Raw genomic sequence first — 12,842 nt, 5'->3', positions numbered from 1 at the left:
CCGACCCTGACCACGTAGCTGACGCTGATCCACGAGGGCCCGGTTGCTGCCCCCAAGTCCTTTATGGACGAACGCGGATGATTGTCTTCCCCTTGGTCCGCTCGGTCGGGTTGAGGGCGGCGACGGCGTCGTCGAGGGCGGCGACGGTGCCGATGTTCGTCCGCACGCGTCCGTCCCGGACCCGCCGGGCGATCTCACCCAGCTGGGCGCGGTCGGACACGACAACGAAGTCGATCGCCGGGCCGTCAGCGGGCCGCGCCTCGGGCGGCCCGGTGACGGTCACCAGCGTTCCTCCGGCTCGAACCAGACCCGCGGACCGCTTCTGGATGTCGCCGCCGATGACATCGAAGACCAGATCGACTCCGCCGACGTCTTCCAGGGTGTCGTTGTCGAGGTCGACGAACTCGTGCGCGCCGAAGTCGACTGCGGTCTGCCGGCCGCTGGCACGTCCGGTGCCGATGACGTAGGCGCCGGCCTGACGGGCGAGCTGCGTCGCCATCGAACCGACGGCGCCGGCCGCGCCGTGCACCAGGACGCTCTGCCCCTCCAGGAGGTGGCCGTGATCGAACAGCCCCTGCCACGCGGTCAGGCCCGCCATCGCGACGCCAGCGCCCACCGTGAACTCGACGTCGCCCGGCAGCGGTGCGAGGTTGCGTGCCTCGACGACGACATACTCCGCGAGGGTGCCGTCGCGAGTCCAGTCCGTAAGGCCGAACACCCGCTGTCCCACCGACAGGCCGGTCGTGCCATAGCTGAGGGCGGTGACCACACCGGCCACCTCGTGGCCGGGGATCGACGGCGTCCGGTCACGGCCGAGGCGATCGATCCAGGTCGAGGGCCACTCCAGCTCATTCCCGGTGAATCCCGACGCATGAACTTCAACGACGACATCGCCGTAGTTCGCGCCCTCAAGACTGGCGAGCCTCGCCGCGTCCGGCGCGGGCCGCTCCACCAGCGTCATCCCCGCCGTTCCCGCGGCCCGGTCCGTCACCACGATCGCTTTCATCTGACTACCTCTCTCAGTAACAGTCCTCGTCTACCCCCGTTATGACGTAACGGGGTCTCCGTTGTCTCCGCGTCCTTACAGACGAACCCGGATGATCTTCTTGCCCTTAGCCCTTTCGGTCGGGCTGAAGGCGGGCGACGACATCGTCGAGGGCCGCGACGTTGCCGATGTCCGTCCGCAGCCGACGATCCCGGACCCGCTGGACGGCTCGAACCATGTCTGAACGCCGGACGGCTACGTCATGTCGTGCTCGAACGCGGTGAGCTGCTCGTTGTCCTGGGCCCCCGCGGGTTCGTGCTGGGGGTAGGCGCCGGCACCGGGATGAACCTTGTCGATGAGATCGAGGTATTCCGGGTTGCGGGCAATGAACTCACCCACGACCGGGCAGATGACGGTAATCTTCTTCCCGCTCTCGCGGATCTCGTCCAGCACGCGAGCGACGAGCTCCGTGGCCACCCGATTGCGTCGGTAGGCGGGGTCGACCCAGGTCGTTAGCAGCACGACACGGCCGCCCACGAACCGGTACGAAAGCTCGGCGATCGCTTCGGCGCCGAGGGCGGCGATCCAGCGGCCGCGCTCCGCGTCGTTGATGACATCGAGCTCCCAGCTGGATTCCACCTCGCTGAGACTTGCCTCGTTCAGAGCAGCGATGAGCGCCGCGTTGTTCTCTTCCCGGGTGGCCGCCTCGGCCTCGAGATTGACCGTCATTGTCACACTTTCTGTCGCGGAGCTAATAGATGGGTTTAGGACAAATGGGTGTGACCCTGGGTTACTCCCGGGTGCTCGGGGTCGATGAGGTCGGCGTACTCGGGGTTGTGCTCGATGAAGGTGCGCACGATCGGGCACATGATGGTGACCCGCTTGCCTTGCACGCGCACGTCGTCCAGGACGCGTCGGATCAGCTCGGTGGCGATGCCCTGTTTGCGGAACTCGGGGAACACCGAGGTGGCCAGCAGCACGAGTCGGTCGTCTCCGGCGACGTTGTAGGTCAGCCCGGCCACCTCTCGGTCCCCGACGATGGCGTCGTAGATGCCGAGTTTCTCGTCGTTGACGACTTGGAAGTCGAACGCGGGGGCGTGGGGATCGTCGATTACCTCGTCGATGAGGACGGCCTGGTCCTGGCTGAGGGTGCCTTTCTCGTCGGGGTATCCGGCCTCGTCGGGGTACTCGAAGGCGTGGCGGGTCGGCTCGGTTGGGTCGGTCATGGGGTTGCGCCCTCGTTGATGGTCATCAGATCACTCCCGGTCGTGGCGGTAGTCGTACTCGCCCAGCCGCATGTCGTCGACGGGAGGTGAAGGCCCAGCCATCGACGTACTTCTCGCTCCTGCGGGGGTCGTTCTCGTGCTTGGGTGTGCCGAGTCCTTACGAGCGAACGCGGATGATCGTCTTTCCCTTGATCCGCTCGGTCGGGTTGAAGGCGGCGACGGCGTCGTCGAGGGTCGCGACGTTGCCGATGTTCGTCCGCAGCCGACCATCCCTGATCCGCTGGACGACCTCACCCAGTTGCGCGCGATCGGCCTCGACAACGAAATCAACCGTCAGGCCGTCCGCCGGCTGTGCTTCGGGCGGGCCGGCAATGGTCACCAGCATTCCTCCGGCTCGGACCAGGCCCGCAGAACGCTTCTGGATGTCGCCACCGATCACGTCGAAAACCAGATCGACGCCGGCGACGTCTTCCAGGGCGTCGTTGCCGAGGTCGACGAACTCCTGCGCGCCGAAGTCGAGCACGGTCTGGCGGTCGGCGGCACGTCCAGTGCCGATGACGTAGGCGCCGGCCTCTTTGGCGAGCTGGGTCGCCATCGAGCCGACTCCACCGGCCGCACCATGTACGAGGACGCTCTGCCCCGCCTGGAAACGGCCGTGCACGAACAGTCCCTGCCATGCGGTCAGGCCCGAGATCGGCAGGCTCGCCCCTACCGTGAAGTCGACATCGCCCGGCAGCGGCGCAAGGTTGCGCGCCTCGATGGCCACGTACTCGGCCAGGGTGCCGTCGCGACTCCAGTCCGCGAGGCCGAACACCCGCTGTCCCACCGACAGACCCCTCGTGCCATAGCCGAGCGCGCTGACCACGCCAGCCACCTCATGGCCGGGGATCGACGGCGTGCGGTCCCGCCCGAGGCGATCGGTCCAGGTCCCGGGCCACGTCAGCTCGCCCGGGGTGAATCCCGACGCATGTACCTCAACGAGGACGTCGTTCCCCGTCGCCTGCGGCTCCGGTCGCTCCGCCAGCCTCATCCCGGCAGTTCCTGCGGCCTCATCCGTCACAACAATCGCTTTCATTTGGACGCCTCTCTGTATCAGTCGCAGACACGGCACTTCACTTCCCCGGGGTCTTGGCGCGACACGATGGCCGACAGTAGGTGCCGGTCGTCTTCACCGCGGTGAGAAAGCTGCCATCGAGTCGTTCCTCGCGTCGTTGGATCGCCTCGTACTGCGACTGCGGATCACTGAGCATCGATGTTTCTCACGTTGTCCGGATCTGAGTCCGCCCGAGTTGCGGGAGGCGACGACGATCGCCGCCCTGATGCGTGAACGACGGCAAATCCTAGCCTTAACGGACTGATGAGTCCAACTCGGGGTTTGGCGTTGAGCGAGTTCAGCTGGGGACGTCTTGGTCCTAACCGCCTATCAGTGCAGCTTAAAACACCGAGGTGATGGTTCACGAGGGCCGAGCGGTTCTGGCAACGAGCGATCAACTGGACTATTCGGTCCGCGAAGGCTAGCCTGCGGAGGTACTCGGTCACCGGGTGATACGCCCGGCCACAGCCCCCCGCTCAGACTGCGGCTCGGCTGCTGCTGGATCCGCGTACCTGGACCGTCACTACCAGGATCTACAGGAAGGCGCGGCTGATGGAAACCGATCATGATCGTGTCGTCGCATCCGCCCGAGCTGTCCTTCCGGCCACTGAGCGCCGGCGCACGGACATGATCACCCGCGGCTTCACGTTCGTCGCCGATGAACCGCACAACGGCGCACGCGGCGAAGGCCCGACGCCGACGGAGTACCTGTTGATGGCGCTCGCGTCGTGCACTGCTCAGACGCTGCGGCAGTATGTCGACTATAAGTACGACACCGCCGGTGACATCACCGTCGAGATCGACTACCACGAACCCGAGCAGGAAGGCGCAGAGCGTTACCTGCAGCGCACTATCACGCTGAGCGAAGAACCTGACCCCGACGACTTGAAGGTGATGCATGACATTGCCGGGAAGTCCCCGGTGACGCTGCTGATTCAGTTCGCATGGAGCGTGCGGACCGAGTTCGTCGGGCCGCGCTGAAATCAGGCCGCTTGCTGCCCGGCGATCACGGCCGGAGCAACAAGCGGTGGTCGTTCCGCCCAGGCTGCGACAGTGATCGGCAGCCGGTGGCGCTGCAACGCCTGGTTCATCCGGGCCCGGACGAGGTCGCGGTAATGACGGGGCGTGCGCGAGCCGTGCGGGTAGGGGTCGGCGGACGTGGAGAGCAGTTCGGGATCCTGGCGGCGCAGCCAGGCGAGGAACAGGTCTTCGACGCCGCGCATCAGATACAGTCATGTCGGGAGAATGTTGCCTACCCCTGCGTCGGCCAGAGTGTCGATCAACTCGTCGATCTCGCTCGGTGCTGTCTGTCAGTTCGGGCGGGATCGGCCAGTTCGGGCGGGATCGGCGCGAGGAACGGTGTGGGCGAGGCCGGCGTCGCGCATGGCGCACAGTGTGATCAGCCGGGCCACGGTGGACGGTGCGCCGGGTTCGACGAGCAAGCGTTGAAGTGCCTCGTCGAGGAAGGCGATGGACATGAGGAGCTCGACGTTGGCACGCTGAGTTGCGACAGCGAGCTGATCCAGGTTGCGGCGGATCACGGATTCCTTGGTGCGGATCGAGAATGAGATGCGGGCGCCGGCCAACGCGTCGATGATCGGTGGCAGCAGCGGGTAGCGACCCTCGGCGCGCTGGTAAGGATCGGTGCTGGTACCGAATGCGGCCCATTCGGGCCGGACTCGTTCGGTAGCAAGTTCGCGTCGCAGAACCTCGGCGATGGTGACCTTGACGAGCTGGCTGTCGAACTCGGCGACCATGTTGAGACCGAGGTGCTCGTAAGTCGGTCGGACCAGACAATAGCTATCCCTGCTGGCCCGACCAGCGCGTCGGAAGGTGACGTGTGACCGAAACCAAGATGAGCGGCCGGACGATCTGGAGGCGGAATCTAGCGGCACCGCTGCGAGCCTTTCTGCGAACTGAGTCCGGCAGCGCCGGCGTGCTCGTGGCCGCCATCGTCGCCGCACTGCTCTGGGCCAACATCGACCTCGGCTCCTACGAAGCCGTCTGGCGCACCCAACTGTCCCTGCGCCTCGGGCACCTCGAGCTCTCCCGCGACCTGCACACCTGGATCAACAGCGGCTTGATGACGTTGTTCTTCCTGGTCGTCGGCCTTGAGGCGCGGCGCGAGTTCGACCTCGGCGACCTACGCGACCGGCGACGTTTCGTGCTGCCCAGCGTGGCCGGCGTGATCGGCATGCTGATCCCGGCGCTGATCTTCCTGGTGATCAACCACGGCGGGCCGGGCGCGCATGGCTGGGGCGTGGCTATGTCGACCGACACCGCCCTCGCGTTGGGCCTGCTGGCACTGCTCGGCCGGGGCGTGCCCGACCGGGTGCGGATCTTCCTGCTCACCGTGTTCGTGGTCGACGACTTGATCGCACTCATCGTCATCGCCCTGGTCTACAGCGACGACATCAAGATTAAACCCATCGTGGTGGCCGTAGCGGCGTTCGCGGTCATGCTGGCCATCGGCGCAGCCGGCGTCCGACGTGGCTCGGCGTACGTGCCGGTCGCCATCGTGATGTGGGGCGCGCTGCTGGTCAGCGGAGTCGACCCGGTGGTGGCCGGACTGGCCATCGGGTTGACCGCGTTCGCCTACTCTCCCGGCCGAGCTGAGCTCGAGCAGGTCAGCGGGCTGTTCCGGTCGTTCCGTGAGCAGCCGACGCCCAAGCTCGCGCGTACGGCTTCGATCGGCCTCGCGAATACGCTATCGCCCAACGACCGCCTTCAGCGCATCTACCACCCTTGGTCCAGCTACGTCATCGTGCCGCTGTTCGGCCTGGCCAACGCTGGCATCAGCATCGACGGTCCGTTCCTGGCCCAGGCGTTCGCGTCGCCTGTCACCTGGGGCGTGCTGCTCGGGTATGTCGTCGGCAAGCCGCTCGCCGTGGTCGGCACCTCGGCCGGGCTCACCTGGATCTCACACGGCCGAATCCGTCCGGCCGTGGGCTGGGCGGGCGTGCTCGGCAGCGGCACGATCGCCGGTGTCAGCTTCACGGTGTCGCTGCTGATCGCCAGCCTGGCCTTCACCGGCGACCAACTGGCCGAGGCCAAAGTCGGGGTGCTCAGCGCCGCGATCGTATCCTCAGCGCTGACCTGGACCGCGTTCCGCCTCACCAACATGCTGCCCAAGGACAAGCGCACCCGGGCGCTCTTCGGCGACATGACGGAGCTGATCGACCTCATCCCAGACGTCGACGAGAAGCAGGACCACGTCCGCGGCCCAGCCGGTGCGTCGGTAACGCTGGTGCAGTACGGCGACTTCCAGTGCCCGTACTGCGGGAAGGCCGAGCCAGTCGTCCGGCAGTTGCTGGGCCACGCCGACCTGCGTTTCGTATGGCGTCACCTGCCTCTGTCAGACGTACACCCGCAAGCCCGGCTAGCAGCCGAGGCCGCCGAAGCAGCGGCCGATCAGGGCAAGTTCTGGCAGATGCACGACCTGCTGCTCGACCACCAGGACAAGCTGAACATCACTGATCTCGTCAAATACGCCGGCGTCCTCGGTCTGGATCAGAAACGCTTCTACGACGATCTGATAAGCCAGGCACACTCCGGCCGCATCGAAAGCGACATCGACTCGGCCGACAACAGCGGAGTGTCCGGCACCCCGACGTTCTTCATCAACGGCCGCCGCCACTACGGCGCCTACGACATCACGACCTTGACCGCCGCCATTCGTATCGCCCGAGCCCGGGCCCGCCTCGGCCGCGAGGCACCAGCGACCCGTAAATGAGCGCGTTCCCGTTGACTCGACAGCACGCTGGTCGGCCGTCAGATCCTGCCGCGCGAACTCTTGCCTTGACGCGAAGCGATGGGAGCGTCAAGAGGATTCGAGACCTCATCGAGGCTTGTGCAGAAGCGCCGGCGCGGCGTAGCCGATCGACGGTGGCCGGGGCCGACGCTACGCGTGCGAGCCGTCTACCCCGGCAGCTTTGATCCCTTCACTCCCGGGCATTTGAATGTGGTGAACCGGGCACGCGACCCCTTCGACGAAGTGGTCGTGCTCGTCGCGGTCAACAGCATCAAGCATCCGGGCACCGACGAAGAGGAGCGAGCGGCCGCCACGGCCGCGGACCTGGACGCCTGGCTGAGGCTCCGAGGGGAGTTCGCCAGCACGCGGAAGGACGTCACGAGGCGAGGGGTGAAGCGCACCAAGACCATCCTGCAATCCGCTGTCCAGCCAATCCACTGTATTTGCTACCCATCCAGGCCGGCGTAAGCGCGTAGCGCCTCGTGAGTCGTCGGCAGGCCGTGTTGGCGGAGCGGGCCTTGAGGCCCCGAAGAGCCGAACACATGCGGGTTATCGATGAGCCAGGCGACCACCGCCCGCTGTGCCGCCGTCAGTTCCTCGAAGCCGCGGCCGTGATCCGATTCCATCTGCGGAAACGCGCACCCCAGCACCACGTTGAAATGGTTGTGCCAGTTCGACGTGGGTTGCTCGGCGAGCACCGCCGCAACGAGGTCCGACCGTACCTCCCCGGCCACCGGTGCGGCGAAGGCGTCGAGCACTTCGAGTGCCACGTAGCTGGGGCTCGCAAACCAGATTGTCTGCCCGGTGTCCTGTTGGCGAATGGCCGCCCGTCCGCGTAGCTCGGCTATTGCCGAGTCCGGCACCTCTTCACCGGCCAGCTGCGCCCACGCCACAGCAGCCGCCCATCTCAAGTCGGGATCTGTACCTGCAAGGTTCCTGTCGAGCAGGTCCGCTACAGGCTGCGTCAACGCACCGCCGACCAGTCCTAACGCGATCAGCGCCGCTCCCACTATCTGCGCCGGGCGCTGGTCGTCGGAGGCGATTTCGAGCAGGCGGGGGCGGATCGACGTCATCTCCTCCGAAAACCAGGCCAAGGCATGGATCGCCTCCCCGACCACCTCGGCGTCTGGGTCAGCCAGGCATGTCAACAGCAGCGGGACGCCGGCCCGGACGGCATCGTACGCGGCGAGCGCGTGCCGGGTCTCGAACAGGCGCCGCTCGGGCTTAGTGAGCGGAAGCGGCTGCCTCTGCCCTGTTCTAACGACCTCGCACCAATCCTTCATCGCTTGCGACCAGCGGCGCCAGGTCTCCTCGGGGACTTGGGCCACGTCGTTGCGGATTTCGGCGATGGGGAAGCCGCTGGCGGGTATGTCGTAAGGCGTGTAACCGACAGCGAGGCAGGAGAGCAGCTGAATGACTTCGTGCCGGGCGGGCGTGGCGGGGTCGGCCAGCAGCTCCAGCAGGAACGGAACCGCGTATGCGCTGGCCTCGTAGCGGGTGCCCTGGTGGTAAATGTTGCCGTACAGCTCGTACATTGCCGCGCCACGGACCTCGGCGTCGGATGACCGCAGATCACGAATGAGGCCAGGCACGTCCTCGGCACTTCCGTACGCGTGCGTCAACGACGCCCAGTCGACGCTGTCCAGATCAAGTCGCACCCGCCGCATTCTCCACGAGGTGAGCCCACCATGGGGTACCCCTCGTGGTTTCGACCGCCGCCAGCCGGCCGCGCCGGTCGCTCGGCCATCTCCCTAGCGGATCAGATGCCCCTGGTCGCCTCGCAGTCCAGGATCGTGCCGATCTAGTAATGCAGGTCGCCGTCAACCCACCCGCCTGCCAGTCGGAAGTTGGCTCAAGATAACGAGAAGCGCCCGGCCATGGCCGGGCGCTTCTCATTATCTTGAGCCACCGCAGGTCAGAACAGCTTGGATGGCTCAGGATGAATGAGGAGTGGCACTCTCGCCTCAATCGCTTCTGCCGACGTAGGCCGCGAGGTGCTCGCCGGTGAGGGTGGAGCGGGCGGCGACGAGGTCGGCGGGTGCGCCCTCGAAGACGACCCGGCCGCCGTCGTGGCCTGCGCCGGGGCCGAGGTCGATGATCCAGTCGGCGTGCGCCATCACCGCCTGGTGGTGCTCGATGACGATGACCGACTTGCCGCTGTCGACGAGCCGGTCGAGCAGGCCGAGCAGCTGCTCGACATCGGCCAGGTGGAGCCCGGTGGTCGGCTCGTCGAGGACGTAGACGCCGCCCTTCTCGTCCATGTGGGTGGCCAGCTTGAGCCGCTGCCGCTCGCCGCCGGACAGCGTGGTGAGCGGCTGGCCGAGGCTGACATAACCCAGCCCCACGTCGGCCATCCGCTGCAGGATCTTGTGGGCGGCCGGCGTCCGCGCCTCGCCCGCGCCGAAGAACTCCTCCGCCTCGGCCACCGACATCGCCAGCACCTCGGCGATGTCGCGCCCACCGAACGTGTACTCCAGCACCGACGCCTGGAAGCGCCGCCCCTCGCACTCCTCGCAGACGGTGGCCACCCCGGCCATCATCGCCAGGTCGGTGTAGATCACGCCGGCGCCGTTGCAGTTCGGGCAGGCGCCCTCGGAGTTGGCGCTGAACAGCGCCGGCTTCACGCCGTTGGCCTTCGCGAACGCCTTGCGGATCGGGTCGAGCAGCCCGGTGTACGTGGCCGGGTTGCTGCGCCGCGAGCCCTTGATCGCTGCCTGGTCGACCGACACCACTCCGTCCCTTCCGGACACCGAGCCGTGGATCAGGGAGCTCTTGCCCGAGCCCGCCACCCCGGTGACGACGACCAGCACGCCGAGCGGGATGTCGACGTCGACGTCCCGCAGGTTGTGGGTGTTGGCGCCGCGCACCTCCAGCACCCCCGACGGCGTCCGCACCGACGGCTTCAGGGAGGCGCGGTCGTCCAGGTGCCGCCCGGTCAACGTGCCGCTCCCCCGCAGCCCGTCGACGGTGCCCTCGAACACCACCTCGCCACCGGCAGTGCCGGCGCCGGGGCCGAGGTCGACGACGTGGTCGGCGATCGCGATCGACTCGGGCTTGTGCTCGACGACCAGCACGGTGTTGCCCTTGTCACGCAGTCGCAGCAGCAGGTCGTTCATCCGCTGGATGTCGTGCGGGTGCAGCCCGATGGTCGGCTCGTCGAACACGTAGGTCACGTCGGTCAGCGACGACCCGAGGTGCCGGATCATCTTGGTGCGCTGCGCCTCGCCGCCGGACAGCGTCCCCGAGGACCGGTCCAGCGACAGGTAGCCGAGCCCGATCTCCACGAACGAGTCGAGGGTGTGCCGCAGGGCGCCGAGTAGCGGAGCGACCGACGGCTCGTCGACGTCGCGGATCCAGCCGGCCAGGTCGCTGATCTGCATCGCACAGGCGTCGGCGATGTTGATCCCCTTGATCTTCGACGACCGGGCTGCCTCGCTGAGCCGGGTGCCGTCGCACTCGGGGCAGGTCGTGAAGGTGACCGCGCGGTCCACGAACGCCCGGATGTGCGGCTGCAGCGCCTCCTTGTCCTTGGACAGCATCGACTTCTGGATCCTCGGGATCAGCCCCTCGTAGGTGAGGTTGATGCCCTCGACCTTGATCTTGGTCGGCTCCTTGTAGAGCAGGTCGTGGAGCTCCTTCTTGGTGAACTTCCGGATCGGCTTGTCCGGGTCGAAGAAGCCGCAGCCGGTGAAGATCCGGCCGTACCAGCCGTCCATGCTGTAGCCGGGGATGGTGAGCGCGCCCTCGTTGAGTGACTTGCTGTCGTCGTACAGCTGGGTCAGGTCGATGTCGGAGACCCGGCCCATGCCCTCGCAGCGCGGGCACATGCCGCCGGTGATGCTGAAGGAGCGCCGCTCCTTGGTGCCGTCTGCCTTCGTGACCGCCCCTGCACCGCTGATCGAGGCCACGTTGAAGGAGAAGGCCTGGGGCGAGCCGATGTGCGGCTGACCGAGCCGGCTGAACAGGATGCGCAACATCGCGTGCGCGTCGGTGGCGGTGCCGACCGTGGAGCGGGGGTTGGCGCCCATCCGCTCCTGGTCGACGATGATCGCGGTCGTCAGCCCTTCGAGTACGTCGACCTCGGGCCGCGCCAGCGTCGGCATGAAGCCCTGCACGAAGGTGCTGTAGGTCTCGTTGATCAGCCGCTGCGACTCTGCGGCGATCGTGTTGAACACGAGCGAGCTCTTGCCCGAGCCGGAGACGCCGGTGAACACCGTCAGCCGGCGCTTCGGGATCTCGATGCTGACGTCCTTGAGGTTGTTCTCCCGCGCGCCGTGCACGCGGATCAGATCGTGGCTGTCGGCAACGTGCAGCGCAGGCGACTGTGTGTCCGTCCTCGTGGCCATGCTCATCGTGTCTCCATCTGTTAGGCGGGGTCGCCTTCGCGGTCTCCGTCGGCGTCGCCTGGCTCGATCTGACCAGCTTCGAGCAGTACGTCTGGTTCTCCTTCGCCGGCGCGGTCGCGGCACCGGTCCCCTGTCTACCTGATCGGCGGTCGGCGGCGTCAGACCAACCAGCGGCCGTCGCGCATCAGCTCGCGGTCGGGCAGCTCGTTCACCTCGCGCCAAGCCTGGATGCGGCGCGGGGAGATGCGGAACCAGCGGTACGGCGTGGCGAGCGCACGTGGGTCGAAGCCGGTGTGCGCGACGAACCGGTCACCCCGCTCCTGCGGCAGCGCGTCGATCTCGAGGACCTCGACTTCGCCCTCGATCATGGTCACGTCGCGGGTGTGGCCCAGCCCCAGTCGAACGGCCCGGGTTGCGGCCAGGTTCCTGCCGGTCGGGCTGTCCGTCGGTGTGGCCATCAGCAGCGCCTCGCCGTCCCAGTCGAAGGACAGCGGCACCAGGTACGGCGCACCGTCCGCCGAGGCACTGGCTACCCAGACGTCGATGTCGTGGGTGAGCCGATGCTCGGTGTCGCGACGACGCTGAGCGCGGGAGCGAGGGTCGGCACTCATCGGTCCTGAAGCAGCCCGAGGACGTTGCCATCGGGGTCGGTGACCGTGGCCATCAGGCGGCCGCCACCGACGTCGTGCGCAGGCTCCTTCACGGTGGCACCCGCGGCGGTCACCTCGGTCAGCTTCGCCTCGATGTCCGGCACGTGCCAGTAGGTCACCGGTGAGGTCATGCCCTGCGGCCCACCACCCGGCACCAGCCCGATGTGCTGGCCCGCGGCCTCGAAGCCGACGTAGTAGGACGCGTCGGTCTGCGGCGGTACGCCGAGCAGGGCGGTGTACACAGCCTTTGCCGTCGCCAGGTCGGACACGGGATGCAGCACAGTCTTGATTCCCTGGGTGGAAGAGTCGCTCATGCTCACTCCTGAAGTCGTGGGTCACGCCGAACCGGTGGATCCGGGCTGAGTGGGAGCGGGTCGGCTCAGCGCAGCTGCTGGATGCGGACCATGTTGCCGGCGGGATCGCGGAAGGCGCAGTCGCGAACGCCGTACGGCTGATCGGTCGGCTCCTGGACGACCTCGGCGTCGCTGGCCTGCAGCCGCTCGAAGGTGCCGTCGAGGTCCTTGGTGGCCAGGATGATGCTGGCGTAGGTGCCCTTGGCCATCATCTCGGTGATGGTGCGGCGCTCGTCGTCGGTGATGCCGGGGGTGGCGGCCGGCGGGTGCAGGACGATGGACGTGCCGGGCTGGTCGGCGGGGCCGACCGTGATCCAGCGCATCCCGTTGTATCCGACGTCGTTGCGAACCTCGAAGCCGAGAGTGTCGCGATAGAAGGCCAGGGCTGCGTCCGGGTCGTCCTGTGGGAGGAAGGTCTGGTGAATGGTGATGTCCATG

Annotated in this window: 16 protein-coding genes; 4 read left to right on the top strand and 12 right to left on the bottom strand. The window is 67.1% G+C overall.

Translation table 11 applies throughout. The annotated features are described in order from the left end of the window. Positions 1-61 precede the first annotated feature (61 nt). A complete protein-coding gene (locus tag GA0070624_RS21595; protein WP_091343874.1) occupies positions 62-1,006 on the bottom strand; it encodes an NADP-dependent oxidoreductase in 945 nt (314 codons plus the stop codon). Positions 1,007-1,097: 91 nt separating this feature from the next. On the opposite strand from GA0070624_RS21595, the gene GA0070624_RS36470 reads away from it, so the two are divergent. Next, positions 1,098-1,229: a hypothetical protein gene (locus GA0070624_RS36470; protein ID WP_281180997.1), complete on the top strand. Its 132-nt coding sequence runs from the start codon at positions 1,098-1,100 to the stop codon at positions 1,227-1,229. A gap of 11 nt (positions 1,230-1,240) precedes the next feature. On the opposite strand, the gene GA0070624_RS21590 is transcribed toward GA0070624_RS36470, so the two are convergent. The 4 genes from GA0070624_RS21590 to GA0070624_RS21575 form a co-directional block, all read right to left on the bottom strand. Further along, entirely contained in the window at positions 1,241-1,714 is a 474-nt protein-coding gene (locus GA0070624_RS21590; protein ID WP_091343872.1) for a GNAT family N-acetyltransferase, read from the bottom strand. A 35-nt stretch (positions 1,715-1,749) separates the two neighbouring features. Further along, positions 1,750-2,211 carry a GNAT family N-acetyltransferase gene (locus tag GA0070624_RS21585; RefSeq protein ID WP_091343870.1) on the bottom strand — a complete coding sequence of 154 codons (462 nt, stop codon included), beginning with the start codon at positions 2,209-2,211 and terminating at the stop codon, positions 1,750-1,752. Between the two features lie 157 nt (positions 2,212-2,368). After that, on the bottom strand, positions 2,369-3,286 hold the full coding sequence (locus GA0070624_RS21580) for an NADP-dependent oxidoreductase (protein ID WP_091343868.1): 918 nt from the start codon (positions 3,284-3,286) through the stop codon (positions 2,369-2,371). 37 nt (positions 3,287-3,323) lie between these two features. After that, on the bottom strand, positions 3,324-3,461 hold the full coding sequence (locus GA0070624_RS21575) for an Ada metal-binding domain-containing protein (RefSeq protein ID WP_091343866.1): 138 nt from the start codon (positions 3,459-3,461) through the stop codon (positions 3,324-3,326). A 395-nt stretch (positions 3,462-3,856) separates the two neighbouring features. Between GA0070624_RS21575 and GA0070624_RS21570 the strand changes: the two genes are divergently transcribed. Next, entirely contained in the window at positions 3,857-4,285 is a 429-nt protein-coding gene (locus GA0070624_RS21570) for an OsmC family protein (protein ID WP_091343864.1), read from the top strand. A 2-nt stretch (positions 4,286-4,287) separates the two neighbouring features. Here GA0070624_RS21570 and GA0070624_RS21565 read toward each other — a convergent pair whose 3' ends face one another. Further along, positions 4,288-4,527 (bottom strand): hypothetical protein, encoded by a 240-nt coding sequence (locus tag GA0070624_RS21565; protein WP_091343862.1) that lies wholly within the window; start codon positions 4,525-4,527, stop codon positions 4,288-4,290. A gap of 87 nt (positions 4,528-4,614) precedes the next feature. Next, positions 4,615-5,061, bottom strand: a complete 447-nt coding sequence (locus GA0070624_RS21560; protein ID WP_091343860.1) for a radical SAM family protein — start codon at positions 5,059-5,061, stop codon at positions 4,615-4,617. A 98-nt stretch (positions 5,062-5,159) separates the two neighbouring features. On the opposite strand from GA0070624_RS21560, the gene nhaA reads away from it, so the two are divergent. Both nhaA and GA0070624_RS36645 read left to right on the top strand, forming a co-directional pair. Next, entirely contained in the window at positions 5,160-7,037 is a 1,878-nt protein-coding gene (gene nhaA / locus GA0070624_RS21555; RefSeq protein ID WP_091349241.1) for a Na+/H+ antiporter NhaA, read from the top strand. A gap of 174 nt (positions 7,038-7,211) precedes the next feature. After that, a complete protein-coding gene (locus GA0070624_RS36645) occupies positions 7,212-7,523 on the top strand; it encodes an adenylyltransferase/cytidyltransferase family protein (RefSeq protein ID WP_342672753.1) in 312 nt (103 codons plus the stop codon). Here GA0070624_RS36645 and GA0070624_RS21545 read toward each other — a convergent pair. The 5 genes from GA0070624_RS21545 to GA0070624_RS21525 form a co-directional block, all read right to left on the bottom strand. Further along, the gene (locus GA0070624_RS21545) at positions 7,502-8,713 is read right to left on the bottom strand and encodes a HEAT repeat domain-containing protein (RefSeq protein ID WP_176731811.1); all 1,212 of its coding nucleotides are present in this window, start codon (positions 8,711-8,713) and stop codon (positions 7,502-7,504) included. The genes GA0070624_RS36645 and GA0070624_RS21545 overlap by 22 nt on opposite strands. Positions 8,714-9,019: 306 nt before the next feature. Beyond that, positions 9,020-11,407, bottom strand: a complete 2,388-nt coding sequence (locus GA0070624_RS21540) for an ATP-binding cassette domain-containing protein (protein ID WP_091343854.1) — start codon at positions 11,405-11,407, stop codon at positions 9,020-9,022. Positions 11,408-11,559: 152 nt separating this feature from the next. Continuing rightward, positions 11,560-12,012 carry a pyridoxamine 5'-phosphate oxidase family protein gene (locus GA0070624_RS21535; RefSeq protein WP_091343852.1) on the bottom strand — a complete coding sequence of 151 codons (453 nt, stop codon included), beginning with the start codon at positions 12,010-12,012 and terminating at the stop codon, positions 11,560-11,562. Next, complete coding sequence (locus tag GA0070624_RS21530; RefSeq protein WP_091343851.1) at positions 12,009-12,365, bottom strand: VOC family protein; 357 nt, start codon at positions 12,363-12,365, stop codon at positions 12,009-12,011. The genes GA0070624_RS21535 and GA0070624_RS21530 overlap by 4 nt, the downstream gene beginning before the upstream one ends. Before the next feature lie 65 nt (positions 12,366-12,430). Then, entirely contained in the window at positions 12,431-12,841 is a 411-nt protein-coding gene (locus GA0070624_RS21525; protein ID WP_091349238.1) for a VOC family protein, read from the bottom strand. Position 12,842 lies beyond the last annotated feature (1 nt).

Origin of the sequence: Micromonospora rhizosphaerae (assembly GCF_900091465.1) — a bacterium.
GTDB classification, from domain to species: Bacteria; Actinomycetota; Actinomycetes; order Mycobacteriales; family Micromonosporaceae; genus Micromonospora; species Micromonospora rhizosphaerae.
The sequence above is the reverse complement of the archived record's forward strand: the minus strand, read 5'-3'. Positions and strand labels throughout refer to the sequence as shown.

What these genes read in the sequence shown, in the direction of transcription:
- GA0070624_RS21595 (WP_091343874.1), bottom strand. Translation starts at nt 1,006, where the DNA reads ATGAAAGCGATCGTGGTGACGGACCGGGCCGCGGGAACGGCGGGGATG.
- GA0070624_RS36470 (WP_281180997.1), top strand. Translation starts at nt 1,098, where the DNA reads ATGATCTTCTTGCCCTTAGCCCTTTCGGTCGGGCTGAAGGCGGGCGAC.
- GA0070624_RS21590 (WP_091343872.1), bottom strand. Translation starts at nt 1,714, where the DNA reads ATGACGGTCAATCTCGAGGCCGAGGCGGCCACCCGGGAAGAGAACAAC.
- GA0070624_RS21585 (WP_091343870.1), bottom strand. Translation starts at nt 2,211, where the DNA reads ATGACCGACCCAACCGAGCCGACCCGCCACGCCTTCGAGTACCCCGAC.
- GA0070624_RS21580 (WP_091343868.1), bottom strand. Translation starts at nt 3,286, where the DNA reads ATGAAAGCGATTGTTGTGACGGATGAGGCCGCAGGAACTGCCGGGATG.
- GA0070624_RS21575 (WP_091343866.1), bottom strand. Translation starts at nt 3,461, where the DNA reads ATGCTCAGTGATCCGCAGTCGCAGTACGAGGCGATCCAACGACGCGAG.
- GA0070624_RS21570 (WP_091343864.1), top strand. Translation starts at nt 3,857, where the DNA reads ATGGAAACCGATCATGATCGTGTCGTCGCATCCGCCCGAGCTGTCCTT.
- GA0070624_RS21565 (WP_091343862.1), bottom strand. Translation starts at nt 4,527, where the DNA reads ATGCGCGGCGTCGAAGACCTGTTCCTCGCCTGGCTGCGCCGCCAGGAT.
- GA0070624_RS21560 (WP_091343860.1), bottom strand. Translation starts at nt 5,061, where the DNA reads ATGGTCGCCGAGTTCGACAGCCAGCTCGTCAAGGTCACCATCGCCGAG.
- nhaA (WP_091349241.1), top strand. Translation starts at nt 5,160, where the DNA reads ATGAGCGGCCGGACGATCTGGAGGCGGAATCTAGCGGCACCGCTGCGA.
- GA0070624_RS21540 (WP_091343854.1), bottom strand. Translation starts at nt 11,407, where the DNA reads ATGAGCATGGCCACGAGGACGGACACACAGTCGCCTGCGCTGCACGTT.
- GA0070624_RS21535 (WP_091343852.1), bottom strand. Translation starts at nt 12,012, where the DNA reads ATGAGTGCCGACCCTCGCTCCCGCGCTCAGCGTCGTCGCGACACCGAG.
- GA0070624_RS21530 (WP_091343851.1), bottom strand. Translation starts at nt 12,365, where the DNA reads ATGAGCGACTCTTCCACCCAGGGAATCAAGACTGTGCTGCATCCCGTG.
- GA0070624_RS21525 (WP_091349238.1), bottom strand. Translation starts at nt 12,841, where the DNA reads ATGGACATCACCATTCACCAGACCTTCCTCCCACAGGACGACCCGGAC.